General features: G+C 61.9%; 19 protein-coding genes. 10 read left to right on the forward strand and 9 right to left on the reverse strand.

Translation table 11 applies throughout. The annotated features are described in order from the left end of the window. Window positions 1-90: 90 nt before the first annotated feature. The 4 genes from ycaC to ASD70_RS15485 all read right to left on the reverse strand — a co-directional run bounded on the left by ycaC (window position 91) and on the right by ASD70_RS15485 (window position 4,302). Complete coding sequence (gene ycaC, locus ASD70_RS15470; RefSeq protein ID WP_043051487.1) at window positions 91-708, reverse strand: isochorismate family cysteine hydrolase YcaC; 618 nt, start codon at window positions 706-708, stop codon at window positions 91-93. A gap of 24 nt (window positions 709-732) precedes the next feature. Then, a complete protein-coding gene (locus tag ASD70_RS15475) occupies window positions 733-2,571 on the reverse strand; it encodes an amidohydrolase (RefSeq protein WP_056846866.1) in 1,839 nt (612 codons plus the stop codon). Next, window positions 2,568-3,158, reverse strand: a complete 591-nt coding sequence (locus ASD70_RS15480; RefSeq protein WP_043051489.1) for an antibiotic biosynthesis monooxygenase — start codon at window positions 3,156-3,158, stop codon at window positions 2,568-2,570. Before ASD70_RS15480 ends, ASD70_RS15475 begins: the two co-directional genes overlap by 4 nt. A 238-nt stretch (window positions 3,159-3,396) precedes the next feature. Further along, a complete protein-coding gene (locus ASD70_RS15485) occupies window positions 3,397-4,302 on the reverse strand; it encodes a LysR family transcriptional regulator (RefSeq protein WP_056846867.1) in 906 nt (301 codons plus the stop codon). A gap of 204 nt (window positions 4,303-4,506) precedes the next feature. On the opposite strand from ASD70_RS15485, the gene ASD70_RS15490 reads away from it, so the two are divergent. Next, complete coding sequence (locus ASD70_RS15490; protein WP_056846868.1) at window positions 4,507-4,905, forward strand: helix-turn-helix domain-containing protein; 399 nt, start codon at window positions 4,507-4,509, stop codon at window positions 4,903-4,905. A 58-nt stretch (window positions 4,906-4,963) separates the two neighbouring features. Continuing rightward, window positions 4,964-7,735: an ATP-binding protein gene (locus ASD70_RS15495; protein ID WP_056846869.1), complete on the forward strand. Its 2,772-nt coding sequence runs from the start codon at window positions 4,964-4,966 to the stop codon at window positions 7,733-7,735. On the opposite strand, the gene ASD70_RS15500 is transcribed toward ASD70_RS15495, so the two are convergent. Together ASD70_RS15500 and ASD70_RS15505 are read right to left on the reverse strand one after the other, a co-directional pair. Then, entirely contained in the window at window positions 7,682-9,136 is a 1,455-nt protein-coding gene (locus tag ASD70_RS15500) for a winged helix-turn-helix domain-containing protein (RefSeq protein ID WP_046072238.1), read from the reverse strand. The two genes, ASD70_RS15495 and ASD70_RS15500, sit on opposite strands and share 54 nt — an antisense overlap. A gap of 150 nt (window positions 9,137-9,286) precedes the next feature. Then, on the reverse strand, window positions 9,287-10,237 hold the full coding sequence (locus ASD70_RS15505; RefSeq protein WP_056846870.1) for a GlxA family transcriptional regulator: 951 nt from the start codon (window positions 10,235-10,237) through the stop codon (window positions 9,287-9,289). Window positions 10,238-10,417: 180 nt separating this feature from the next. Here ASD70_RS15505 and ASD70_RS15510 point away from each other — a divergent pair, with 180 nt between their 5' ends. Both ASD70_RS15510 and ASD70_RS28405 read left to right on the forward strand, forming a co-directional pair. Continuing rightward, window positions 10,418-11,140 (forward strand): pirin family protein, encoded by a 723-nt coding sequence (locus tag ASD70_RS15510; RefSeq protein ID WP_046072237.1) that lies wholly within the window; start codon window positions 10,418-10,420, stop codon window positions 11,138-11,140. A 142-nt stretch (window positions 11,141-11,282) separates the two neighbouring features. Beyond that, the gene (locus tag ASD70_RS28405; RefSeq protein ID WP_082561440.1) at window positions 11,283-11,669 is read left to right on the forward strand and encodes a hypothetical protein; all 387 of its coding nucleotides are present in this window, start codon (window positions 11,283-11,285) and stop codon (window positions 11,667-11,669) included. 416 nt (window positions 11,670-12,085) lie between these two features. On the opposite strand, the gene ASD70_RS15520 is transcribed toward ASD70_RS28405, so the two are convergent. Next, window positions 12,086-13,045: a GlxA family transcriptional regulator gene (locus ASD70_RS15520; protein WP_056846872.1), complete on the reverse strand. Its 960-nt coding sequence runs from the start codon at window positions 13,043-13,045 to the stop codon at window positions 12,086-12,088. A gap of 108 nt (window positions 13,046-13,153) precedes the next feature. Here ASD70_RS15520 and ASD70_RS15525 point away from each other — a divergent pair, with 108 nt between their 5' ends. Then, on the forward strand, window positions 13,154-13,696 hold the full coding sequence (locus ASD70_RS15525) for an acyl-CoA thioesterase (protein ID WP_046072235.1): 543 nt from the start codon (window positions 13,154-13,156) through the stop codon (window positions 13,694-13,696). 21 nt (window positions 13,697-13,717) lie between these two features. Here ASD70_RS15525 and pvdP read toward each other — a convergent pair whose 3' ends face one another. Continuing rightward, window positions 13,718-15,343 (reverse strand): pyoverdine maturation tyrosinase PvdP, encoded by a 1,626-nt coding sequence (gene pvdP, locus ASD70_RS15530; RefSeq protein WP_056846873.1) that lies wholly within the window; start codon window positions 15,341-15,343, stop codon window positions 13,718-13,720. A 142-nt stretch (window positions 15,344-15,485) separates the two neighbouring features. Between pvdP and pvdM the strand changes: the two genes are divergently transcribed. Genes pvdM through pvdO form a run of 3 tightly spaced genes read left to right on the forward strand, consistent with a single transcriptional unit; the run spans window position 15,486 to window position 19,023 of the window. Beyond that, on the forward strand, window positions 15,486-16,835 hold the full coding sequence (gene pvdM / locus ASD70_RS15535; RefSeq protein WP_056846874.1) for a pyoverdine-tailoring dipeptidase-like protein PvdM: 1,350 nt from the start codon (window positions 15,486-15,488) through the stop codon (window positions 16,833-16,835). A gap of 18 nt (window positions 16,836-16,853) precedes the next feature. Beyond that, window positions 16,854-18,122: a pyoverdine-tailoring periplasmic protein PvdN gene (gene pvdN, locus ASD70_RS15540; RefSeq protein ID WP_056846875.1), complete on the forward strand. Its 1,269-nt coding sequence runs from the start codon at window positions 16,854-16,856 to the stop codon at window positions 18,120-18,122. A gap of 28 nt (window positions 18,123-18,150) precedes the next feature. Next, window positions 18,151-19,023 carry a dihydropyoverdine dehydrogenase gene (gene pvdO, locus ASD70_RS15545; RefSeq protein ID WP_056846876.1) on the forward strand — a complete coding sequence of 291 codons (873 nt, stop codon included), beginning with the start codon at window positions 18,151-18,153 and terminating at the stop codon, window positions 19,021-19,023. Between the two features lie 86 nt (window positions 19,024-19,109). Here the strand turns inward: pvdO and ASD70_RS15550 are convergent, their stop codons facing one another. Further along, a complete protein-coding gene (locus ASD70_RS15550; RefSeq protein ID WP_046072230.1) occupies window positions 19,110-21,599 on the reverse strand; it encodes a TonB-dependent siderophore receptor in 2,490 nt (829 codons plus the stop codon). A gap of 393 nt (window positions 21,600-21,992) precedes the next feature. Here ASD70_RS15550 and ASD70_RS15555 point away from each other — a divergent pair, with 393 nt between their 5' ends. Continuing rightward, complete coding sequence (locus ASD70_RS15555; RefSeq protein ID WP_046072229.1) at window positions 21,993-23,642, forward strand: cyclic peptide export ABC transporter; 1,650 nt, start codon at window positions 21,993-21,995, stop codon at window positions 23,640-23,642. A gap of 132 nt (window positions 23,643-23,774) precedes the next feature. Next, a partial coding sequence (locus ASD70_RS15560) for a condensation domain-containing protein (protein WP_156382923.1) occupies window positions 23,775-25,443 on the forward strand: 1,669 nt, incomplete at its 3' end.

Raw genomic sequence — 25,443 nt, forward strand, 5'->3', positions numbered from 1 at the left:
GGTGTGTCAGTCAAAAATGCTGTGACTGACACACCGCCATCGGGAGCAAGCCCCCTCCCACATGGGATTACCTACAGGTTTGAGAACCGGTTACTTGGCGGTGAACGCCGAATAGCTGTTCATCAGGTTGCGGTAGTTGGGGATGCGTGGCGACAACAGGTTGGCCAGGCCTTCCATGTCGTTGCGCCAGTCAACCTGCAGCTCGCAGGCCACCGAGAACCAGTTCACCAGCTGTGCGCCGGCGGCAGTCATGCGTGCCCAGGCGGCCTGTTGCACGGTTTCATTGAAGGTGCCGGAGGCGTCGGTGACCACGAAAACCTCGAAGCCTTCGTCGAGAGCGCACAGGGTCGGGAAGGCTACGCACACATCCGTGACCACGCCGGCAATGATGATCTGCTTACGACCGGTCGCCTTGACGGCCTTGACGAAATCTTCGTTGTCCCAGGCGTTGATCTGGCCTGGGCGGGCGATATATGGCGCGTCCGGGAACAGTGCCTTGAGCTCTGGCACCAGTGGGCCGTTAGGACCGCCTTCAAAACTGGTGGTCAGGATGGTCGGCAGGTTGAAGAACTTCGCCACGTCGGCCAGGGCCAGCACGTTATTCTTGAATTCGTTGGGGGAGAAATCCTGCACCAGCGAGATAAGGCCAGTCTGGTGATCGACCAGCAGGACAACCGCGTCATCTTTGTTCAAGCGCTTATAAGTCATGGGGTAACTCCTTTGGTTTCTGGATTAAAAGGCAAAGCATGAACAGCCAAACGCACCCCAGAAGCCCTGGAAGTCGCTGACTGGCACGCTGGAAAGACGGGCTTTTTCATGGCTGTGGGCATGCACGCCGCACGGGCCGCCGCACTGGTGGACCTGGGCCTGCAAGGGCGAGGTCGGACGCCAGTGCCCTGGTACCTTGACCACCGGCGACCAGTCCGGCAGCACCGGCACGCGTGGTGGGGCGAAATCTTCGAAGTCACCCGCGCCGTACACCACCTTGCCGCCGACCACGGTCAGCACCGATTCGATCCACTTGATGGCTTCCTCGTCGACACTGAAGAAGTCCGCCGACAACGCGGCCACGTCCGCCAACTGGCCGACCTTGATCTGGCCTTTCTTGCCCTGCTCGGACGAGAACCAGGCGCTGCCGTGGGTAAACAACTCCAACGCGGTGAGGCGTGGCAGGCCTTCGGCGTGCAGCTCCAGGCCGCCAACGGTACGGCCGCTGACCATCCAGTACAGCGAGGTCCACGGGTTATAACTGGAGACCCGCGTGGCATCGGTGCCCGCCCCTACCGGCACGCCTTCGGCGAGCATGCGCTTGATCGGCGGCGTGGCTTCGGCGGCCTTGGCACCGTAGCGCTCGACAAAGTATTCACCCTGGAACGCCATGCGGTCCTGGATCGCAATGCCGCCACCGAGGGCGCGCACGCGCTCGATGTTTTTCGGGGTAATGGTTTCGGCGTGGTCGAAGAACCACGGCAGGCCATTGAAGGGAATGTCGCGGTTAACCTTCTCGAACACATCGAGCATGCGTGAGATGGATTCGTCGTAGGTGGCGTGCAGGCGGAACGGCCAGCGCTGTTCCACCAGGTGGCGCACCACTGGCTCCAGCTCCTGTTCCATGGTCAGCGGCAGGTCCGGGCGCGGTTCGAGGAAGTCTTCGAAATCCGCCGCCGAAAACACCAGCATTTCGCCCGCGCCGTTATGACGCAGATAATCATCGCCCTGATGCAGGGTGACGCTGCCGGTCCAGTTCTTGAAGTCGCTGAGTTCTTCCTTGGGCTTCTGAGTGAACAGGTTGTAGGCGATGCGCACCGTCAACTGTTGGTCCTTGGCCAACTGTTCGATCACCGCATAGTCATCGGGATAGTTCTGGAAGCCGCCGCCGGCATCGATGGCGCTGGTCAGGCCCAGGCGATTGAGTTCGCGCATGAACTGGCGGGTGGAGTTGACCTGGTATTCCAAGGGCAGTTTCGGACCCTTGGCCAAGGTCGAATACAGGATCATCGCGTTAGGTCGTGCCACCAGCATGCCGGTGGGGTTGCCGTGGCTGTCGCGCACGATCTCGCCGCCTGGCGGGTTGGGCGTGTCCTTGGTGTAGCCGGCCACCCGCAACGCCGCACGGTTGAGCAAGGCGCGGTCGTACAGGTGCAGCACAAACACCGGAGTGTCCGGCGCAGCCTGGTTGAGTTCTTCGAGGGTGGGCATGCGTTTTTCGGCGAACTGGAATTCGTTCCAGCCGCCGACCACGCGTACCCATTGCGGCGTAGGGGTACGGTCGGCCTGGTCCTTGAGCATGCGCAAGGCATCGGCCAGGGACGGCACGCCTTCCCAGCGCAGCTCGAGGTTGTAGTTCAGCCCGCCACGGATCAGGTGCAGGTGCGAGTCATTGAGCCCTGGGATTACCGTGCGGCCCTTGAGGTCGATGACCTGGGTGCCGCTGCCGCGCAGGGCCATGGCCTCGCCGTCAGTGCCGACCGCGACGAAGCGCCCGTCGCGGATGGCGACGGCTGTGGCACGTGGGTTTTCTCGGTCCACGGTGTGGAACTGGCCATTGAACAGAATCAGATCGGCGTTCATAGGGTTTCCTTTACAGAAGGTTGAAGCCAGGGGGCAAACAAGCGGGTGGCCGCCGGCATCAGCAGGTAGACCACCAACAGCACAATGGTCAGGGTGACCAGGAAAGTGGAGACCACGTAGTTGGACAGCAAGGGGTGCAGGCGCAGGATCGGCCCCCAGATAAACGGCAGGAGCAAGGTTTGCGGCAAAATCACGCACAGGCTGACCACTGCCTGTTTCCAGCGCGGCGGCTGGGCAGCGCCGTCGGCCTGGGGCGCGAACCAGAACTCATTGACGGCGCCGATTTCAGTCTGGTCGCCGTCCGCCAGCATCGGCGCGGCTTCGTCGATCAGGGCCTGTCGTTGGGGGGAATCGAGCCACAGTTCCAGGGCATCGGTGGAGCGATAGCGCAGCACACAGGTGAACAGCGCCATGCCGTTCTGCCGGCTGCGTACCACATCGACGCCCAGATGGCCGGGGCGCTCACCGGCAATACGCACGATACGGCGCAGCCAGGCTTCGTACTCGGTTTCGCGTCCGGGCTTGACCCGGTGCTTGACCACCAGCGTGACGACTTCGTCAGGACTGGTCTTGGGTGTTGGGTCCATGGTTGGGTGACTCCCCCGCAGTATTGAGCGATGGGAGGAGTTTGCCGGGCCGTGGATATTGGGAATTGGATGTATGTGCTGTTTGGCGCCTGAGGATGTTGGAGGGGGCAAGCCCTATGCCTGTAGGAGCGAGCTGGCTCGCGAAAAACCCCTAGGCGCCGCGTTTATTCAGGATACACGCGTTATCGTTGACGTTTTTCGCGAGCAAGCTCGCTCCTACAGGGGGTCACTGACAGAGTCACTTGGCGGCCATATGCTCCGCAATCCGCCCCCGTAACCAGCGCTCCGACGGGTCATTGTCATGCACCCCACTCCAGACCATCGACAGCTCCGCTGCGTCAATGGCGAACGGCGGGTCTTCAGCGCGCAAGCGGGTGCCCTCGGTCAGTGCGCACGCCGCATAATCCGGCACGGTGGCGATAATCTGCGTGCCCGCCAGCAATGCACGCAACCCGCTGAACTGCGGTACAGCCAGCACCACACGGCGCGAGCGGCCGATGCGTGCCAGGTCGAGGTCGATATTGCCGCTCAAGTCGCCTGAAAACGACACCATCGCATGGGGCCTGGCGCAATAGTCATCCAAGGTCAGAGGCGCCACGCCGTCATCGCCGCGCAGTACCTTGCAGGGGATGTCCCGCAGTTTCTTGCGCTTGGCATTGGCCGGCAGTTCGGTGGTGTAGCTGACGCCCACCGAGATCTCACCGCTGGCCAGCAGTGCCGACATCAACAGGTAATTGGCCCGGCGCACCACCACGATGATACCCGGTGCCTCTTCGCGCAGTTGGCTGAGCAACGCCGGAAACAGCCCGAACTCGGCGTCATCGGACAGGCCGATGCGAAACACCGCGCTGCTGCTGGAAGGGTCGAAGTCCTTGGCGCGGCTGACGGCGCCCGAGATGGTATCCATGGCCGGTTGCAGCTCCTTGAGTATCGCCACCGCACGGGGCGTGGGCTCCATGCCGCGGCCGTTGCGCAGCAGCAGTGGGTCGTCGAACAAGTCGCGCAAACGGCCCAATGCGGCGCTCACCGCCGGTTGGCCCATAAAGAGTTTTTCGGCGACCCGGGTCAGGTTTTTTTCAAACATCAAGGCTTCGAAAATTACCAGCAGGTTCATGTCGACGCGGCGCAGGTCGTTGCGGTTCATGGCGGTATCCAAACGTTTTCCAGACGGTCAGGGAAGCATATCCGCACTCCCCGCGATTGCATGCCTGTGCTGTCTTTTCCACGCCTGCAGCTGGCGAAATTAACAACGATTAACTCGTCAGGCCGGTGCTCCTGCACCAAGAATGCAGGCGTCTACACTGCATCCATCCACCGGGAACGCTCCCATCGACTACGGATATCTGTCATGGCCCGACTCGAGCAATACTCCCCACGTTTGTCCGCCACCGGCGGCCTGTGCCCCCGGCGCGAACGAATCGCCAAGCAACTGATCCTCGCCAACCTCGGCGAAAGCCTGGCTATCGCCGACCTGGCCCAGGCCTGCGCCTTGTCGCGCAGCCACTTTTCCCGCGCATTCAAATGCACCACCGGGCTATCGCCCCAGGAATGGATCCGCCAGCAACGCATCCAGCGCGCCAAGGAGTTGATCACCGGTTCGTCCTTGAGCCTCACGCAAATCAGCCTGGAATGTGGTTTCTGCGACCAGGCGCACTTCTGCCACATGTTCACGCGCAGCGAAGGCGTGAACCCGATGACCTGGCGAAACCACCAGTCGCGCCACAAGCCTTCGGTGATCGCCGCCTAGTGGTCTTCACGCACCTGGAATATGCTGGCCCATCTTCGACTCCGGAACCTGGGCAGCCATGACTGACTTGAGCGACCAGGCCGTGCACTTCGGCCCCTACCGTGTCCACCCGCGCCAGCGCCTAGTGCTGGAAGCCGGCCGCCCGCTGCGCCTGGGGCGGCGGGCCGTGGATATTCTGCTGGTCCTGCTGGAGCAGGCCGGCAATGTGGTGAGCAAGCAGGAGCTGATCTCGCGGGTCTGGCCCAAGACCGTGGTGGAAGACGGCAACCTGCGGGTACACATGGCCGCGTTGCGCAAGGCGCTGGGCGATGGCCAGGCCGGGCAGCGCTATATCGTCACGGTCGCTCAGCGCGGCTACAGTTTTGTTGCGCCACTGAGCATTGAACCGATGACGCTACCCACAGGCGGCATGCCCCAGCGCCCGAGCCATAACCTGCCGTTGCGGCGTACGCGAATGATCGGCCGCCAAGCCCTGATCGACGCCCTGGTGCAGCAACTGCCGCAGCAGCGCTTCATCACCTTGACCGGCGCCGGTGGCATCGGCAAGACCACCGTGGCCCTGCGCGTCGCCGAGTTGTTGATCGGGCATTACCGTGACGGCATTCATCTGCTGGACCTGGCGCCACTCAGCGCAGCCTCGATGATCCTGCCCAACCTCGCCGCGCTCCTCGACCTGACACCCGCTGCGAATGCACCGCTGGTCAGCTTCGCCCGTAGCCTGCAGGCACGCCAGATGCTGCTGGTGATCGACAACTGCGAACACTTGCTCGACGACATCGCCCTGATCAGCGAAACCCTGTTGCGCCATGCGCCGCACCTGCACATCCTCACCACCAGCCGCGAAGCCCTGCGCGCCGACGGTGAGTATGTGCAACGCCTCGAGCCGCTGGCTTGCCCACCCGCCACCGGCAACCGTGCCCAGGCCCTGGGTTACCCGGCCATGCAATTGCTGATCGAGCGGGCCATGTCCCATCAGGACAGCTTTGCCCTCAGCGAAGCTGACCTGCCCCTGGCGATTGATATCTGCCAGCGCCTGGACGGCATTCCCCTGGCAATTGAACTGGTGGCCGCGCAAATCGAGCGTTTTGGCTTGCAGGGGCTGCTGATACAGATGGAAGACAATTTCCGCTTGCTGACCCGCGGGCGGCGCAGCGCCCTGCCCCGCCAGCAAACCCTGCGGGCCACCCTCGACTGGAGCTTTGACCTGCTCGGCGAGTGCGAAAAAACCTGCCTGCGTCGCCTCGCGGTTTTTCGCGCAGGCTTCAGCCTGGCCAGCGCCGCAGCGGTGATCGCCGGGGAAACGATCGCCCCCGCCGAAGTGCTGGGTTCCATCACGCAATTGGTGGCCAAGTCTTTGTTGAATGTGGAAGCCGGCGATGACGAGATGGTGTATCGCCTGCTGGATATCACCCGCACCTACGCCCTGGAAAAGCTCAGCCTCGCCGGCGAACTGCCAGCCACTCGAGAGCGCCATGCGGCACGCTGCCTGGCGCTGATGGAACAGGCCCGAACCGACTGGGAACTGCTGGCCACGCAGCCCTGGCTTGACCGCTATGCGCCGCTGCGCGAAGACGTGCGCGCCGCACTCGATTGGGGCTTTGCCGAGGACGTCGGGCACTTGCTGGCCATCCGCCTGACGGTCAGCGCAATGCCCCTGTGGCAGGAATTGTCATTGCTGCGTGAGCACGGCGGCTATGTGGACAAGGCACTGGCACTGATAGGCCAGGTCGATACGCCCTGCACGCAACTGATCCTTCAATTGCAATTGGCCCTGGGCAGCCTCTCCTACCACGCCATGGGCGCTGCGCCCCGCACCATTGCCGCCTTTGTCAGTGCCGAACGCCTGGCCCTGGCACGTCGCGACGTTGCAGGGCAACTGCGTGCGGTCTCCGGGCAAATGGCTGTAAACCTGTGTGCCGGGCGCTATGCCCAAGCACTGCAACAAAGCCTGCAGTTTGATCGCCTCGACCCGCGTACCGAACCGTTGCTGGAGCTGAGCGCCCAACGATTGCGCGCACTGGCCCAGCATTACACCGGGGACCAGGCGCTCGCCCGGCACAATGCCGAGCAAGTGCTGCAGCGCATGAGCCACAGCGGCCATGTAAACCGGTTCGCCCATGGCGTCGGCGTGCAATACGATCAAAGCGTGGCATCCTTGACCCTGCTGGCGCGGATCCTGTGGTTACAGGGTTTTCCCGACAGTGCCTGGCGTAGCGCCAGCCAGGCGCTGGAGCTGGCCCTGCAGATCAATCATGGCACCTCGATCTGCTACACCCTGGCCCTGGCCGGGGTGGTAATCGCCCGCTACAACGGCGCCGAAGACGATGCGCAAGCCCTGCAAAGGCTACTGCTGGAACAGGCGCACAAGCATTCGGCGCAGTTGTTCCAGACCTGGGCCGGGCATTACGCCGGTATTCTGGTCGACCAGGATTTGCAGGGACTGGGACTGATCGAGGACACCCTGATTACATTCGGCGCCGACGAAGTCAATGAAGCAGCCTTCGAGCGCGCACGCGCAGGCTCTGCGGGCTGGTGCGCGCCTGAAATCCTGCGGGTCTGTGCCCAACAGTGGGTGCAACGGGGCGACAGCCGCGCCGCTGAAGCCCTGTTGCTCGAAACCCTGGGCCTGGCGCGCCAGCAAGGTGCCTTGGCCTGGGAACTGCGCTGTGCGACTTCCCTGGCACAACTGTGGCAACGGCAGGGGCGTTTGCAGGCCGCGCGGGACCTGCTGGGTTCAGTCTACGGGCGATTTACCGAAGGCTTCACCACTCGCGACTTAGTCCGCGCAAGCAGCCTGCTCGACGAGTTGCAGGACAAACGGCCGGCCTGAAAAAGCCCCCACACATGGCTCGTAGCCCTGCTGCAAACGCTCGACCTGACGCGGGTCACGCAGTTGCGCCAGGGCATAGCTGCGCACACAGTTGAGCAGGCGGTAGCGGCGCTGCGGGCCTAGCCCAGGTTCGACGCTCAGCAGCGAGACATTGACCAGGCGCGCCAGCAGATAGGCCAGGTCGGCGTGCTCAAGCTCGGTCCCGCTCACCAGCTCGCTCAAGGCAGGCAAGGTCACTGCCATCTTGAACAACCCCAACTGCAGGAACAGCCAGCACTCCGGCAGGCTCAGGCGTTCGTAGCTCCAGTCCAGGGCAGCAGTCAGTGATCGATGGTGTTCCACCGCCGTGCGGCGCCCGCGGGTCAACGTCTGCAGCCCCGTGCGCAATTGTCTCTGCACACCGCTGATGCCCAATGCGTCGACTTGGGCCGCCGCCAGTTCGAGGGCCAACGGGATACCGTCCAGGCGCCGGCAAATATCGCGCAGCGCTGCCAGATCCTGATGCCGTAATACAAACCCCTGCTGGCTGGCACACACCCGAGCGATAAACAGCTGCACCGCGGGACAAGCCATGGCCTGCTCGACACTGCTCAATGCCGAGGGCGACGGCACGGCCAGCCGAGGCACGCGCAGCACCCACTCGCCGGGGGCCAGCAAGGCTTCGCGGCTGCTGACCAGCACGCTGACGCCGGGCGCCTGTTCGCGCAATGCACGCACCAGCTTGCGACACGCGCCCAGCAACAGGTCGGCACCATCGAGTACCAGCAGCAACTGGCGCGAGGCCAATTGGCGGCACAGCTCATCAAAGCGCTCGCAATCCTGCAGTTGCAATACCGTGACCAGACTGCCGAGCAGTTCGTGGGGGGCATGCATGCGGGTCAGGTCGACCCACCACACCCCGTCGCGGTAGCGGGGCAATACCCGCTCGGCCAAGGCCAGGGCCAATGTACTTTTGCCAATGCCGGCCATCCCGGTGAGCGTCAACAGCCGCTGCCCGGGCAAGCGTCGCGCCAGCACCCGCACAAGCTCATCGCGGCCACATACCGGGCTGAGCCGCGCAGCCAGGTTGTGCTGTGGCAGTAACGTCGGCGCCGAGCCTTGCACGGGGGCGACGAAACAGTAGCCGCGCTGGGGGTGATTGAGGATCAGGCGTGGCCCGTCGAGCGCCCGGCGCAATGCGGCAATGTGCACGCGCAGGTTATTGTCCTCGACGACGCTGTTGGGCCAGACCCGCTGGATCAAGGTCGCCTTGCTGATGAATTGCCCAGGCGCCTCGAGCAGCACCGCGAGAATATCCAGGGCGCGTCCGCCCAGCGCCACCGGCAGGCCCGCCTTGCTGACCAGGCGCTGTTGCCGATGAAAAGTGTAAGGGCCGAAGCTGATCGCCGCAGAGTTGTGCATGTCCGCTAAAAGCGCTGGAACACCCGTGCTTGAGTGCCTGCGCGTCCTTTTCCATGGGCTCGGCGCTATCTTGCCAGCTGGCGATGACGGGGCAATGCTGGCACGGGGAGCGATACGGACAATCGAGTGCCCTGGACGGACATTGTGTCGTTAACTGAACTGTTGTCGGTATTGGGTAGGGTTCAGGCCAAGCTTTTCACTGAACAGAAAGCGCATATGCCGCACGCTGCCGAAGCCTGCGTGGAACGCCACGGTCTTGAGCGGCAGGTCGGTGGTTTCCAACAAGTGCCGAGCCCGGTCGATGCGTGCGCCCTGCAGGAACGCCATGGGCGTCATCTGCACGTCCTTGGCGAACAGTCGCGCAAAATGCCGTGCACTCATGCCGGCCAGTTCGGCCATGGACTCGGTGGTAAAAGCTTGCTCCAGATGCGCCAGAACGTGGTTCTGTACGCGGGTGATCGCAGTTTCCTGGGGCGCTACGGCAGCGGTCATCGGGCTGAACTGGGCCTGACCGCCTTGGCGCTTCATCACCACCAGCAGCACCTTGGCCACATCCACCGCCACTTGCTTGCCGTGGTCCTGGGCAACCACCGAGAGGGCCAGGTCGATACCGGCGGTGACGCCACCCGAGGTGATCAGGCGCCCGTCCTGCAAGTAGATGCGATCGGTCTCGACAATGGCGTTGGGGAACGCCTTGATCAACCGCTCGGTGTAATGCCAGTGAGTAGTCACGCGGTGCCCGTCGAGCAAGCCCGCATGCCCGAGCACGAAGGCGCCGGTGCAGATCGAGCCGAAACGCCGGGACCGTGGTGCCGCTGCTTTCAGCCAGGGCAGCAGCGCGGGATGGCATTCGTTATAGGCGCCCGGGCCGCCCGGCACCAGCAGCAGGTCATAGGCGGCATGGTCCTGSTCCAAGAGCAAATCGGTCTGCACCATCACCCCGTTGGAGGCCCGCAGCGGACCGGGCTCAGTGCCAATGGTCAGGATCTGATAGTGGTCGGCTGCCGGCAGGTAGCGGTTGGCAATCGAAAACACTTCCAGCGGCCCGGCCATGTCGAGCAGCAGGAAGTCCGGGAACAGCGCCATGGCCACGGTTTTCATAAGCGGGGAAAGTCCATTGAACAGAAATGCGGCGGGCATTATGGCACGACTTTGAGTGTCAACCAGAGGGAGACAGTTATTCTATTTTCAGCTCGTTAATGAATAATTCGATAACCATTAATCTTCTCCTCACCCAAGCGCCCTGCATCTCGCAGCCCGCGCTCACTTGAGGACTGGACCATGCTGACCCTTCGCAAAGCTTCCGAACGCGGCGCCGCTAATCACGGTTGGTTGAAGTCGTTCCACACCTTCTCTTTCGCCAACTACTGGAACCCCAACGAACAGGGTTTTTCCGACCTGCTGGTAATCAATGATGACCGCGTCGCCGCCGGCAAAGGCTTTGGCCAGCACCCGCACCGCGACATGGAGATTTTCTCCTACGTGCTCGAAGGCGCCCTGGAACACAAGGACACCCTGGGCACCGGCTCAGTGATCCGCCCTGGCGATGTGCAGTTGATGAGCGCCGGCAGCGGCGTGGCCCACAGTGAGTTCAACCACAGCCAACGCCTGGGGGTGCACTTCCTGCAAATCTGGATCGTGCCCAACGAGGCTGGCGCCAAGCCGCGCTATCAGCAGGAGCACTTCAGTCAAGCGCAGAAACGCGGGCGCTTGCAGCTGATCATCTCCCCGGACGGCGCCAATGGCTCGCTGAAAGTTCGCCAGGATGCACGGGTGTATGCCGGGCTGTTCAACGGCGACGAAAGCACACGCCTGGAGCTGGCGCCGGATCGCTACGCCTACGTTCATGTAGCGCGCGGCAGCGTTGAACTCAATGGCCAACGCTTGCAGGAAGGCGACGGTGTGCGGGTGCGTGATGAGCGCCAGCTTCGCCTGAGCCATGGCGAGGACGCCGAGGTGCTGGTGTTCGACCTGCGCCCCAATGAACTGCCGCAGATGCCGTGACGCTTGCAGTGATGGTTCGGCAAGGACCATCGCTGGCATCGATAGTCACCATCAGCGCAATGAAGTTCTCTTAAAAAAACCAACGCGTAACATCAAACCCATGCCAAACGGCACCCAACCAAGACACTCGGAGCACACCATCATGAAACGCCAACTCTTGCTTAGCCTCGCTTTCTCGGTACTCGCTGCAAACGCTTTTGCCCACCCGGTAGTCGCCGAAGGCGGCTCGGACCGCCTGATAGAAACCCGCGTTGCCGAAGGTGGCGCGGATCGTTTGCAGGAACGTGGCCTGGCTGAAGGTGGTGCTGACCGCCTGCAGGAACGTGGCCTCGCCGAAGGTGGTGCTGACCGCCTGCAGGAACGTGGCCTCGCCGAAGGTGGTGCTGACCGCCTGCAGGAACGTGGCCTGGCTGAAGGTGGTGCTGACCGCCTGCAGGAACGTGGCCTGGCTGAAGGTGGCGCGGATCGCCTGCAGGAACGTGGCCTCGCCGAAGGTGGTGCCGAACGTTTGCTGAGCACCCACGTATAACCCCGCTCTGTTGGCGGGACACCCCAAACCGGCCTGATCAGCCGGTTTTTTTTCGTCTGCGATTTGCATGAAAATCGCAAAATCCTGCACCGCTCAACGCTAACCACGATGCGCAGCGAGCCGCTCTTGATCTTGATCTGCTTTTGATCTTGATCTTAGGCGCCCCGTTAAACCACGCTGGCCGGAATTCGACAGGGATTTGGGGGGTAAACCGGCAGGGATGGGGCAAGAGCGTTTGGTTACTTTGCGCTTTTCAAAGTGACCCGCTGTAAAAGCGGAACCAATAGTGGCCGTTGCCCAAATAACGGATATGTACYCGGTCTGATCCAACATTCTGGTCGGCTGTCAGGCCGCCATCGGGGGCAAGCCCCCTCCCACATTTGGACCGAGACCATCAGGCAGGTCTGCTGCCATCTTCATCCCTGGGCAACCAGGAATTTCTTGCGATACGCCGTCGGCAACATCCCCACCCGTTGCTGGAACAATCGGCGAAACGAGTTGCTGTCCTCATAACCCACCGCATAGGTGATGCTGTCGAGGGTCATGCGGGTGGTTTCAAGCATCTGCTTGGCCCGCTCCAGACGCAGGGTCTGCAGGTAGGCAATCGGTGTACAACCAGTGGCGTCCTTGAACCGCCGCTTGAAATTGCGCACGCCAAAGCCAAAGCGCTGGGCCACCTCATCGATCACCAGTGATTCAGCGAAGTGCTGCTCCAACCAATGCTGCACGCGCAGGATCTCAACATCCCCGTGGTGCTTGGGCAACGACCACATGGCGTACCCCGACTGCTCGGTGCGCCCGGCATCGATCAGCAAGTATTTGCTGCAGGTATGGGCCAGTTCCGGTGAGCCGAAACGACGGATCAGGTGCAGTATCAAGTCCATCGCCGCCGTGGCGCCGCCGCTAGTGATCAGGCGGTTTTCTTCGCAGAGGATCTGCGCCTCATCCAGGCTGACCTGGGCATACCGACGCCGGAAGAACTCAGCAAACGCCCAATGGGTCGTGGCGCGCAAGCCGTGCAGCAGCCCGGTCTCGGCGAGCATGAAGGTGGCCGTGCACATCGAGGCCAGCACGGCACCTCGCCCGTGCTGCTCACGCAGCCAGGGGCCATAGGCTGCAAACGTCGGCAAGGCTTGTTTGAGGGTGAAGAGAAAACCGGGTATCAGTACGAGATCGGTGTGTGCAATCTGCTCCAGTGAGCAATCCACGTGCAGGCGCTGCCCGCCCCAGGCCGTCACCGGCTGGCCGTCCAGGGAAGCCAGCATCACCTCGAAAGGTGGGCGGTCGGCGAACAGGTTGGCTGCGCTTAGCATCTCCATGACCAAGGTGGCACCCGCACCAGAACATTGATCAGCCAAGAGCAGAGTAATGTGCATATAAGAACCCGATTTGCGCTTTTCGCATGTAATAAGTCATTTGCGCACCTACCTTAGCCGATCCCGCACCGTTACAGTGCTGCCATTGATCAACTGTCGGGTAGTTTCATGAATCTCTGGTTTCGATTACTGCACATGCTGTTGCGCCGTCCCTGGCGCAAACCGGTACATGGCCTGGACACCACGGTGGTGCGCATGCGCGTCTGGCCGCTGGACCTGGACCTCAATCGGCATGTCACCAATGGCCGATATTTCACCCTGGCGGATGTGGCGCGCATGGATTTTGTCTTGCGCACGGGCGCCTTCCGCGTGGCGCTGCGTCACAAGGCCGTGCCGATCGTGGGCGACACCTGGGGCAAGTTTCGTCGAGAGTTGAAGCTGTTCGAGGTCTTCGAAGTGCACACCCGCATGCTCGGCTGGGACCATAAGTGGAGCCTGATGGAGCACCGTTTCGTCAGTAACGGCCGGGTGATTGGCGTGGTGGTGATACGCGGGGTGTTTCGCTCCGCAAAGGGCACCCTGCCTCCGGCGGAATTCGTGCGCGAACTGGGTTTGAACGAAACCTCGCCGCCGATGCCGCAATGGCTAAGCGACTGGGCGCGCAGTTGCGATGAGATGAGTGTGCAACTGCGGGATGAAGAGCAGGTTTGAAAACATCTATTGGGCCACACTTTATATCTGGCGCTTGAGCTTCAAGTGCCGTGCATACCACGGCCGTTTTGGTACGCGCTTGAACAACCCCTCGAGCAGCTCCTCATCGGCGCCAAAGGTGATGCGCAGGGCCAGCTTCATGATTTCCGGGTCCATTTCCATCGAGCGCCCCTGTTGCAGCCCTGGTGTGGTGCTGCAGCCGTGGGTATCCGGGCCCAGCCATGGATCGCCCACCTCCACCCAGCGACCCGGAGCAAACCAGGCCACGTCGTTGACCTTCATCCGCGTCACCTCGCCAGGGTTGAACCGTTCGTGGGCACGGAACCAGTCTTCGATACGGTCGTCGATCCAGCCATGAAAATGCCAGAACACCGGGTTTACATGGGATGAAAACGGATCGCCGAGAAAGTCATTTTCCGGCGCGTACCAACGTGGGGCGAAGTCCGCAGGGTCGCGGGCGAACGGCACCGGCGCACCGTTGGAAGGGTCGCGGGGCACTGAGGCCCAGCGCATGTGCAGCCAGTCGTGCAGGCCCAGCTCCATCTCCGAGCCCAGTTGGCCCAGGGTCAACTTGGCCAGGTAACGCGGATCGCGGTATTGGGATTCCCACACCTGGAAGTTGCTGTGGTAGGTCTCGGCCGCCTTGATGTCGCTGACCCACTGGGTGTAGTCAGCGTCATCCGGTGCCGACCAACAAGGGGGTAGCGCAAAACCGTCGTGGTTGTCGAAGTACCGCACAAAACCCAGGCGATCACGCTCCAGCGCCGGTTGCGGTTCGGGGAATTGCGGCCATGAGGGCAAATCCTGCATGGAGCGTGCGGTGCCGAGCATATGGCGGTGCATGAAGAAAAAGTCGATGCCCGAGCCGTTGCGATCCTTGCGTTTGCCTCGGGCGTCGCGCTCCTGGCCCCGGGGCCCGGGTTGCCAGCCGATGCCGCGCAGGGCTTCGCGTTGTTCTTCGGAGAGCTTGTGCCACCGATCACGGCTGGCGTGCCAGAGTTGGTGAAACAGGCGGTGTTCGGGAGACACCAGCCAGGCCAGCAAGGTCGGATTAAGGCCTATGCGCTGGCGGGCTTCGGGAAACAGCTGTTTGTGGGCGATGAAACGGTTGTCGCGCTCGGTCAAGGCCAGGGGGCGCTCAAGGTCGAGAATCTGCCCGCTCAGGGTGCCGCTGCCGGCATTGCCGAAGTCGGCCCAAACTTCATCGAGGGTCATCTTGAACTCATAGGCGGGCACATCGGCCTGCGCATCGCGGTCGATCAAGCGCCAATAGAGCACGGCGCCATCGCCGGTGAGCAGATCGCCCAATACGCGGTAGCGCGGCTCGCCGTCGGCGCGCAGGTTCTCGGCGGTGTCCAGGTAACCACGCAGGCCACGGCCACGGGGGGCGATGTCGAGCAGCAGTTCCAAGCCGTCCCGCGGCAAGCCCTTGAGCCCGGCATCGCGCCCTTCCAGGCGCAGGCTCCACACACCGCGCAGGGTGTCCGCCAGGTGTTGGCCCTGGGTATCGGCCAGGTCGACCGTGGCTTCGCCGGGGGTGATGGGGAATTCTTCCCGCGTCAGCTCGCGATGGGCGTAAAAGGCCGCCGGCACGGCCGCGCCGGTCAGCGCCAGGCCTGCGATGAACCCACGTCGAGAGATTGTCATTGTCTACCTTAGGAAACGGCTTAATCAGAGCTAGAACGTTTGCAGCCCGCTGAAATTTACCGCCGCGCCCCCCGCACCTAAATTTCCCCCGTCCTCGCTCGTTCTTTCCTGATAGCAAAGGCCTCAACTGACTGAGATGGCAATGACAAAATCACGTTCGAAAAAGGCGCTGTATATCGGCCTGCCGTTGGCCCTGGCTATCGGCGCCGGGTCCGGTTTTCTGATCTGGGACCAGTGGTTCAAGGGCAACGCCGGCTACTCGCTGGAGGTGATCAAGCAAGCCAATGAAATGCAGGATCGCCTGTTGTCGTTTGACAGCCATATCACCGTGCCCCTGGATTTCGGCACGGCGGGTAATGAGGCCGACAAGGATGGCAGCGGCCAGTTCGACCTGGTCAAGGCAGCGCGTGGCCGATTGTCCGGCGCCGCGCTGACGATTTTTGGCTGGCCGGAAATCTGGAGCGGCCCCAACGCTCCCCACAAGCCCACCGACGGTTTTGTCGAAGAGGCCCGCCATGAGCAGGAGGCGCGCTACAAAATCATTTCCGGCATGGTCCGCGACTTTCCCAACCAGGTGGGCATCGCCTACACCCCGGACGATATGCGGCGCCTGCACGGCGAAGGCAAGTTTGCGATCTTTATCAGCATGCTCAACGCCTACCCCCTGGGCAATGATCTGAACCAGCTCGACCTGTGGGCCGCACGCGGCATGCGCATGTTCGGTTTCAGCTACATCGGCAATAACGCCTGGTCCGACTCGTCGCGCCCGTTGCCGTTTTTCAATGATTCGACCGACGCCCTCGAGGGCCTGTCGCCCATCGGCCAACAAGCGGTGCACCGCCTGAATGACCTGGGAGTGATCATCGACGTGTCGCAGATGTCGACCAAGGCCCTGGAGCAAGTCGCGCAATTGAGCCGCACGCCGATGGTGGCATCCCACTCGGCGCCACGGGCGTCGGTGGATATCCCGCGCAACCTCAGTGACAAGGAACTGCAACTGATCAAGAACAGCGGCGGCGTGGTGCAGGTGGTGGGCTTCCCCGCATACCTGCGCCCCTTGAGCCAACCGACCCAGAACAAGCTCAACGCCCTGCGTGCGCGCTTCGACCTGCCGCCGTTGCCCAACCTGGCCATGGCCTTGATGCCCGGCGACGCAATCATTGCGGCCTGGCCTGAGCAACGCTTCGGCCAATACGCCAGTGCGCTGTACGCCATCCTCGAGGAAGAACCCAAGGCCACCCTCAAGGACCTGGGGGACGCCATCGACTACACCGTGCGCAAGATCGGCATCGATCACGTCGGCATCGCCTCGGACTTCAACGATGGCGGTGGCCTCAAGGGCTGGGAGAACGTCGGCGAGGTGCGCAACGTCACCGCCGAACTGATCCAGCGCGGCTACTCCGAAGCCGATATCGCCAAGCTGTGGGGAGGCAACTTCCTGCGCGTGTGGGACCAGGTACAAAAAGCCGCCAAACCCTTGGCCAACCGCTAATCACCACGAAGTAAGTCCATGACCGACCGCCGTACATTTCTCAAGCAGGCCGGCGTCTTTGCCGCGAGCCTGCCACTGGGCGCCGTCCTGCTACCCCAGGCAATGGCAGCCACTACGAATGACCCATGGACGGGATTGAAACAGCTGTTCAACCAGGACCCGGATTACCTGCACCTCTCCAACTTCCTGGTGGCCTCGCACCCCAAGCCGGTGCGCGAGGCCATTGAACGCTACCGCATGCAAATCGACCGCAACCCAGGGCTGGCAATGGACTGGGACCTGCAGGAAACCTGGAAGCGTGAAGGCCAGGTGCGCGAATGGGCTGGCCGCTACCTGAATGCAACCCCTGCACAAATCGCCCTTACCGGCAGCACGTCCGAAGGGCTGGCGATGATTTATGGCGGGATCAAGGTACGACCGGACCAGGAAATCCTTACCACGGTGCATGAGCACTACGCCACGCAGAGCAGCCTGGATTTTCGTGCGCTCAAGCAGGGCACCCGGGTGCGTCGTATCCACCTGTTCGAGAACGCCGCCCAGGTATCCGTCGACGAAGTGATGGGCAATATCAAGCGCAACATCCGCCCCAATACCCGCGTGCTGGGTATGACCTGGGTGCAATCCGGCAGCGGTGTGAAACTGCCCATCGGCGAGATCGGCCAACTGGTGAACGAACATAACCGCAACCGTGACGACAACGACCGCATCCTCTATGTGGTCGACGGCGTACACGGCTTCGGCGTCGAGAACCTCGATTTCCCGGACATGCATTGCGACTTCTTTATCGCCGGCACCCACAAGTGGATGTTCGGCCCGCGCGGCACCGGCCTGGTGTGCGCCCGTGACGCCGAGAACAAATACGTCACGCCGATGGTGCCGACTTTTTCCGAGGACAAGGACTTCGCCACCACCATGACGCCAGGTGGTTACCACGCCTTCGAACATCGCTGGGCCGCCGACGAAGCCTTCAAGCTGCACCTGCAGCTGGGCAAAGCACCGGTGCAGGCACGTATCCATGCCCTCAACACCGAACTCAAGGACCAGTTGCTGGCCCACCCGCAGATCGAGCTGGTCACGCCGCGCAGCCCTGAGCTGTCGGCGGGTTTCACCTTCTTTCGAGTCAAGGGCCAGGACAGCGACGAGGTGGCGGCCTACCTGATGAAAAACCGCGTTGTGGCGGACGCAGTCGATCGTGACGTCGGCCCGGTGATTCGTACCGCGCCCGGCCTGCTCAACAGCTCGGATGAGCTCCAGCGCTTCGTGACCTTGCTGAGCCAACGGCTATGACCTTTTTCCCTTTGGACGAGATGCCCACATGACTCCATTCCGACTCAAACCCCTGACCGCACTGGCGCTCACCGCCCTGTGCGGCGCGCTGCTGCCCAACCTGGCCCAGGCCGCCGCGCCGCAACCGGGCAAGGTATTCAAAGACTGCAAGGACTGCCCGGAAATGGTGGTACTGCCTGCCGGCACCTTCACCATGGGCACGCCGGAAGGTGAGGTCGGCCGCGAACCGGACGAAGGCCCGATGCATGCCGTGACCTTCGCCAAGCCCTTCGCCATGAGCCGTTTCCATATCACCGCCGCTGAATGGGACAGCTACGTGCGCCAGACCGGCGCGAAGATCGCCAACGGCGACGATCGCCCTGGCCGCGAATGCATCGCCAGCAAGCCGCGCTACCCTCAAGGCCCGCGCCAGCCGGCGGTGTGCATGGATATGGACGACATCAAGCAGTACGTGAGCTGGCTGTCGAAGAAGACCAGGCAGCAGTACCACATGGTCAGCGAAGCCCAGCGCGAATACGCCGCTCGTGCCGGCACAACCGGCCCGTTCCCCTTCCCGTTCGACGAGGGCAAGGGCTACAGCATCGCCAAGCACGCCAACACCTACGGCCCGGCAGATGGCTATAGCTATTCGTCGCCGGTCGGCAGCTACCCGCCGAATGCGTTTGGCATGTATGACATGCACGGCAATGTGTATGAGCGGGTGGCTGACTGCGAACATCCGAACTACATCGGCGCACCGACTGACGGCAGTGCGTGGGTGGAGCCCAACTGTGAGGGCTATCAGATTCGTGGCAATGACTGGGGTGAGGCACCGGTGTTTTCGCGCTCGGGCAACCGCAACACCATCTACCCTGATACCCGCGGGGACTGGCTCGGTTTCAGAGTCGTTCGCGACCTCTGATCCAGGCCGCCCTACCCATCAATACAGAACGAAAGCGGGAGGGAGTCAACTCCCTCCCGCCTCTTCGACCCCAGCGCCTCAGCGAATCAGAAGGTCCACTTGGCGTTGACCATGGCATTGCGCGGTTCGCCATAGGAGCCCGAGTTGAATGTACCCATGCCATCGTAGTACTTCTGGTCAAACAGGTTGTTGACGTTCAAACCTACGGTCAGGTGCTCATCGACCTTGTACTTGGCCAACAAGCCGACCACCGCAAACGGATCCTGGGTCGCCTTGTAATAAGGGCCTGTATAGTTGATTTGCGAAGACGCGTACATCTCGCTTTGCCAGGTCACGTTACCGCCGACGGTCAACTTGCTCCATTCACCCGGCAAACGATAAGTCGTGCCGAACTTGAACAGGTTGATCGGCTGGTTGGTCTGGACCCGACCGCCATCCTTGTCATGAGACTCACGGTAGGTATAGCCACCAAACACATTCCAGCCGCTGGCCACTTCACCGGAGATCTCGGTCTCGACGCCACGGGTGTTTGTGCCACTGATGGCCTTGTACACCGCGCGGCCGGCAGAATCCACGCCCGCTTGCTCAGGTGTGTTTTTCTGCTCAATGTCGAACACAGCGATGCTGGCATTCAGCGCGCCGTTGAAGAACTCACCCTTGAGACCGATCTCATAGTTGTCGCCCTCAAGCGGAGCCAGTGAGCCGCCCGATCCAGTTTTGTAGAAGGTCTGCGGCAGGAAGATGCTGGTGTAACTGGCGTACGCCGAATAGGTGTCGTTCAGCTCGTAGACAACGCCGACATAGGGTGTGACAACCCCGGTTTTCTTGGTCTTGTCGGTGGCCTTGGTGCCATTGAGGTAATTACTGACCTCGTCTTCCTGGTTCCACCAACTGAGCCGGGTGCCCAGAATGATGGTCAGCGGATCGAACGGTTTCAAGCGCAAGGCGCCATACAGGCCGGTCTGCTGCAAGGTGGTGACGGTGCCGCCATCCTTGAAGTACTGACGACGCCCGTACTCATTGCCATTCCAGTTGAAGATATTCGCCGACCCATAATCGCCGTCATCGTTGTGGCTGGCGTAGTTGGGGAAGTTAAGGTGCGTACGCGAGGCACTGGCACCGACCACCAGCTCATGCTCGCGCCCTCCCAGGTTGAACGGGCCGGAGGCGTAGGTATCGAGGGTGTCCTGGGTCTGGTAGCTGTCCAGGCGATAAATGAATACGCCTGTGCCCTGCCCTGTCGCCGGGTCAGGGTAGCCACCGCTGGCCGATGCGCCCTGGCCTTTACGGTAAGAATACTGATGACTGTAAGCCGTTTTCAGGCTCCAGTCATTGTCCAGCTTGTGATCCAACATGGTGGTGAAGTTGTAGCTGGTGTTGTCCATGTAACTGGAGCGCGAGGCCGGGTTGAATGAACGGGAGAAATTGGTTTGCTTGCCGTTACTGAAGAACAGCGGGATATGCCCATAACTGCTGCCATTGGCATCATTGTTCTGATAGTCGAGGCTGGTGCGCAGCGTCGTGCTGTCGTTCAGGTCGATATCCAAAGCGCCATACATCACGCGCTTTTCCTGGCCGTACCAGTCGATAAACGAATTCTGTTTCTGGTAGGCCGCGACAAAGCGCCCACGTACATTGCCCGTTTCAGTCAACGGCCCGGAGACATCGACTTCGGAGCGGTAGCGATCCCATGCCCCCGCCTCCCCGGACACGTAGCCCTGGAAGTCCTTGGTCGGACGCTTGCGCACCAGGTTGATGGTGGCGGACGGCGTCCCCGCGCCACTCATCAGGCCGGTAGCGCCGCGAATCACTTCGACGCGGTCATAGATAGCCATGTCCGAAATGGCGCCGACGTATTGCTGGGACTCGTTGGCCACTTGCGACGGAATGCCGTCGTACTGGAAGTTCTGGATGGTAAAGCCACGGGAGTTGAAATCGAACCGTTCGCTGTCGCGATGGTTGATGCTGATACCAGGGGTGAAGGCCATCACTTCGTTGAGCGTAGACAGGTGCTGGTCATCCATCAGTTGCCGGGTGACCACACTGACTGACTGTGGGGTTTCACGCAGAGACAATGGCAACTTGGTTGCAGTACTGGTCGCGCCCGTGGTGTAGGAACCGCTGTTTTCGGTCGTTGCCCCGAGCCCCTCGGCACTGATATTGGTCGCCCCCAGCATCATCACCGCCGAACCACTGGCAGGCGGCATCACCACATAGCTGCCGCTGGCTTCGCGACTGGCCTGCAAGCCACTGCCCGACAACAACCGGGACAGCCCTTCATCCACGCTGAATTGCCCCCTCAGCCCGCGGGTGGTTTGCTGGCTGGCAAGCGCCGGGTCGTAGGAGATCGAGACGCCGGCCGCCGAGCCGAACGCCATCAGCGCTTGCGATAATTGACCGGCCGGAATCGCGAAGGCGACCTTGCCCGCCTCGCCCTGGGCGAACGCAGCGCCCGGCATCAACGTAGCAGCCGCCGGCACGACCAGTACAGCCCCCAGCATCATCAGGCGCACGGCCTGCGGCAATTTCTTCAACGCGTAACGCTTGGGCGTAGACAACCAAAGGGGATAAGACATCGACAGCAATCCTTGAGCAATGAGGCGTGTGATTGGCAGAAATAGCGGCGTCTTTGAGCGCCTCTGGTGAATGAGACGGATGGCCTAATGAAAACCAGACTCATTTACCTGTTTTTTTTAACCGCCCCACCGAAAATGGAATCCGGCCTTATCAGGACTAAAACGCTTGTCGGCAGAAAAAAATTAGGCGCGCCACCAAAATCTTGTCCCAATGCAGCGCCCGCCCTTGCTGATCAGCGCCTACAAGGGCCCACCACCTCCAGGTCCGGCGCGATAAAGCTAAATCGCGCCAGAGTCGAAACGTCTCCTACAAAAGCCCGCCGGCGATCAGCTCGATCGACGCAGCCCCCACTCGCCCATAGCACGTAGCCACGTCGCGACCGAGGTAGTTTCATGACTGCAAAACCGCGTAGCGCCCTTCGCGAACTCTTGAGCCTGCTCAAGCCCTATCGCTACACCGTCATCCTCTCGATTCTGTTCGGCATCCTTGGAGGCCTGAGCGTCACCGCGCTGCTGGCCACGGTTAACCAGGGCCTGCACAGCGAGTCCGGCCTCACCACTGCGGTGGTGCTGGCCTTTGCCGGCCTGTGCGTACTCGCGCTGCTCAGCAGCATTGCCGCCGACATCGGCAGCAACTTTGTCGGGCAAAAAGTCATTGCCCGACTGCGCAAGGATCTGGGTGCGAAGGTATTGTCGGCACCGATCGAGCAGATCGAACGCTATCGCAGCCACCGGCTTATTCCGGTGCTGACCCACGATGTCGACACCATCAGCGATTTCGCCTTCGCCTTCGCCCCGCTGGCCATTTCGATCACGGTGATCCTTGGCTGCCTGGGCTATCTGGCGAGCCTGTCGCTGCCTATTTTCCTCATGACATTGCTGGCCATCGGCATCGGCTCGGCCATCCAGTTCATCGCACAAGGCAAGGGCATCAAAGGCTTCTATGAGGCACGCGACGCGGAAGACAGCCTGCAAAAGCACTACTCGGCCATCGCCGAAGGCGCCAAGGAGTTGAGGATTCACCGCAAGCGCCGCCACGCCATGTTGACCCGCAATATCCAGGCCACCGCCGACCACATCTGCGACACGCACGTACGCTCGATCAACATTTTCGTGATCGCCAAAAGCCTGGGTTCGATGCTGTTCTTTGTAGTCATCGGCCTGGCGCTGACCCTGCAATCGTTCTGGCCCAGCAGCAACCCGGCGATGATGAGCGGCTTTGTGCTGGTGCTGCTCTATATGAAAGGCCCACTGGAAAACTTGATCGCCAACCTGCCGATCATCAGCCGTGCGCAGATAGCTTTCCGCCGCATCGCCGACCTGTCCGAGCGTTTTTCATCGCCCGAGCCTCACCTGCTGCTGGATGCCGACGAGCGCAGCATCCCACCCATGAAGCACCTGGAATTGCGCGACGTGCAATACGCCTTCCCGCCCGTGGCAGGCAGCGAGCCTTTCACCCTGGGCCCGGTCAACTTGAGCATCGAGCCCGGGGAGATCCTGTTCATCGTCGGTGAAAACGGCTGCGGCAAGACCACCCTGATCAAGCTGCTGCTGGGGCTGTACACCCCACAGAGTGGCGAAATCCGTCTTAACGGCATGGCCGTGGACGCGCGTGGCCTGGATGATTACCGACAGATGTTCACCACCATTTTTGCCGACTATTACCTGTTCGACGAACTGGTGCAGAGCGATAAAGCCCTACCCGAGGATGCCAACCAGTACCTGGAGCGCATGGAGATCGCCCACAAGGTCAGCATTCGTGACGGCGCGTTCACCACCACCGACCTCTCCACCGGGCAGCGCAAGCGCCTGGCTTTGATCAACGCCTGGCTCGACGAACGGCCGGTGCTGGTATTCGACGAGTGGGCCGCCGACCAAGACCCGACCTTCCGCCGCGTGTTCTATACCGAGCTGCTACCGGACCTCAAGCGCCTGGGCAAGACCATCATCGTCATCTCTCACGATGACCGTTACTTCGACGTCGCCGACCAGTTGGTGCGCATGCAGGCCGGGCGCGTCATCAGCGAAAAAGCCGTCGCCTGAACCTACCCTGTGGCGAGCGCCCTGCCGTTCGCCGCCGGCCATTGAAGTCCCGTGTCATACCTAAATCTCGTCGGCCACGCTTCGTCTTTCTGACAACGCATATTTACGCAGCCGATGGCGACGAGACCCAACATGAACCCACTGAATCAACTCCCCGACGACGACTTGCTGGCCCTGTTGATGGCCGACGACGCCGGCTCAGAGCATTCCATCAAGGCTCAACCCCATCGCAGCCCCACGCCTCTGTCTTTCGCCCAGCAACGCCTGTGGTTCCTGCAACAGCTGTCGCCCGGCAGCAGCGCCTACAACCTGCCCAACGCACTGCGCCTGCGTGGCGCCTTGAACATCGCAGCGCTGGGCGCGGCCCTGCAGCAGGTTATCGACCGACACGATGTGCTGAAAACTGCGTTCCAGACCCTGGACGACCAACCTCGGCAAGTATTTGACCCGAAAGCCCGAATCCATCTGCACGAAGAGAACCTGTCGGGTCTCGCGCCCGACGCCCGGGCCGCTGCCGTCGCCCAGCGTATTGCGGCCGAGGCCGGCACGCCGTTTGACTTGAGCCTGGCCCCGCTGATTCGCGCCACATTGATCACGCTCGAACACGATGACCACATCCTGCTGCTGAACATGCACCACATCGTCTCGGACGCCTGGTCCAATCCGATCCTGATGCAAGACCTCACCCAGGCTTACCGGCGCGCCTGCCAGGGCCATACCACGCCGTTGGCGCGACCTTCCATTCAGTACGCCGACTACGCCCGCTGGCAGCGCGAGGAATACCCCGGCACGCCCGAACAACTGCGTGCCGCCGAGTATTGGGCCGACTACCTGGGACAGGGGATTCCCACCCTGGACCTGCCGGCCGATTACCCCCGCAGCACCGAACAACATCACCGCGCCGGCAATCTGCGCCTGTCATTACCTGCAACCCTGAGCCAACAGTTGCAGGGCTTCTGCCACCAACACGACTTGACGCCGTTTATCGTGCTGCTTGGCGCCTGGCAACTGCTGCTCAGTCGCTACAGCGGCCAGCGGGACTTCACGGTCGGTGTACCGAATGCCGGTCGCAACCAGAGCGAGACCCAGGACCTGGTGGGGTACTTTGTCAGCAGTCAGATCTACCGCGCACAACTCACCGACGACCTGACCGTCGAAGCTTTTCTCCAGGCGCTGCGTCAGCAATCCCGGGCGGCCATGGAACATGCCGACTACCCGATCGAACTGCTCATCGAGCGCTTGCAACTGCAACGCAGCACCCAGGCCAACCCGCTGTTCCAGACCCTGTTCAACTGGCGTGTCAGCCAGGATCAAACGGACACGCTGACGCTGGGCGAATTGACCTTGGCGTTCCTGCCAGTGGCGCAGCATGAAGCCAAATTCGAGCTGTCGATGCACGTGGACTACGCGCCGCAACAGATCACGACGGACATCGAGTACAGCACGGCACTGTTCAGCCCGGCTACGATTGAGCGCCTGGGCCGGCATTGGCTGCGCTTGCTGCAAAGTCTGATTGAGGCGCCACAACAGCGTTTGGCCGAACTGGCCATGCTGGATAGCGGCGAGCAACGACAGATCGTCAACGAGTGGAACAACACCGGTATCCAGTACCCGCTCGACCACAGCGTACAGCAGTTGATCGAGGCCCAGGTGGCAGCCACGCCCGAGGCACCGGCGCTGGTGTTCGGTGAGCAACAGCTGAACTACGACCAGCTCAACCGCCGCGCCAATCAGCTTGCGCATAAGCTGATCGAACTCGGCGTCGGCCCGGATGCGCTGGTAGGCATCGCGGCCGAACGCA

The sequence above is a fragment of the Pseudomonas sp. Root569 genome, from assembly GCF_001427465.1.
Classification (GTDB): Bacteria; Pseudomonadota; Gammaproteobacteria; order Pseudomonadales; family Pseudomonadaceae; genus Aquipseudomonas; species Aquipseudomonas synxantha.

What these genes read in the sequence shown, in the direction of transcription:
- ycaC (WP_043051487.1), bottom strand. Translation starts at nt 708, where the DNA reads ATGACTTATAAGCGCTTGAACAAAGATGACGCGGTTGTCCTGCTGGTC.
- ASD70_RS15475 (WP_056846866.1), bottom strand. Translation starts at nt 2,571, where the DNA reads ATGAACGCCGATCTGATTCTGTTCAATGGCCAGTTCCACACCGTGGAC.
- ASD70_RS15480 (WP_043051489.1), bottom strand. Translation starts at nt 3,158, where the DNA reads ATGGACCCAACACCCAAGACCAGTCCTGACGAAGTCGTCACGCTGGTG.
- ASD70_RS15485 (WP_056846867.1), bottom strand. Translation starts at nt 4,302, where the DNA reads ATGAACCGCAACGACCTGCGCCGCGTCGACATGAACCTGCTGGTAATT.
- ASD70_RS15490 (WP_056846868.1), top strand. Translation starts at nt 4,507, where the DNA reads ATGGCCCGACTCGAGCAATACTCCCCACGTTTGTCCGCCACCGGCGGC.
- ASD70_RS15495 (WP_056846869.1), top strand. Translation starts at nt 4,964, where the DNA reads ATGACTGACTTGAGCGACCAGGCCGTGCACTTCGGCCCCTACCGTGTC.
- ASD70_RS15500 (WP_046072238.1), bottom strand. Translation starts at nt 9,136, where the DNA reads ATGCACAACTCTGCGGCGATCAGCTTCGGCCCTTACACTTTTCATCGG.
- ASD70_RS15510 (WP_046072237.1), top strand. Translation starts at nt 10,418, where the DNA reads ATGCTGACCCTTCGCAAAGCTTCCGAACGCGGCGCCGCTAATCACGGT.
- ASD70_RS28405 (WP_082561440.1), top strand. Translation starts at nt 11,283, where the DNA reads ATGAAACGCCAACTCTTGCTTAGCCTCGCTTTCTCGGTACTCGCTGCA.
- ASD70_RS15520 (WP_056846872.1), bottom strand. Translation starts at nt 13,045, where the DNA reads ATGCACATTACTCTGCTCTTGGCTGATCAATGTTCTGGTGCGGGTGCC.
- ASD70_RS15525 (WP_046072235.1), top strand. Translation starts at nt 13,154, where the DNA reads ATGAATCTCTGGTTTCGATTACTGCACATGCTGTTGCGCCGTCCCTGG.
- pvdP (WP_056846873.1), bottom strand. Translation starts at nt 15,343, where the DNA reads ATGACAATCTCTCGACGTGGGTTCATCGCAGGCCTGGCGCTGACCGGC.
- pvdM (WP_056846874.1), top strand. Translation starts at nt 15,486, where the DNA reads ATGACAAAATCACGTTCGAAAAAGGCGCTGTATATCGGCCTGCCGTTG.
- pvdN (WP_056846875.1), top strand. Translation starts at nt 16,854, where the DNA reads ATGACCGACCGCCGTACATTTCTCAAGCAGGCCGGCGTCTTTGCCGCG.
- pvdO (WP_056846876.1), top strand. Translation starts at nt 18,151, where the DNA reads ATGACTCCATTCCGACTCAAACCCCTGACCGCACTGGCGCTCACCGCC.
- ASD70_RS15550 (WP_046072230.1), bottom strand. Translation starts at nt 21,599, where the DNA reads ATGTCTTATCCCCTTTGGTTGTCTACGCCCAAGCGTTACGCGTTGAAG.
- ASD70_RS15555 (WP_046072229.1), top strand. Translation starts at nt 21,993, where the DNA reads ATGACTGCAAAACCGCGTAGCGCCCTTCGCGAACTCTTGAGCCTGCTC.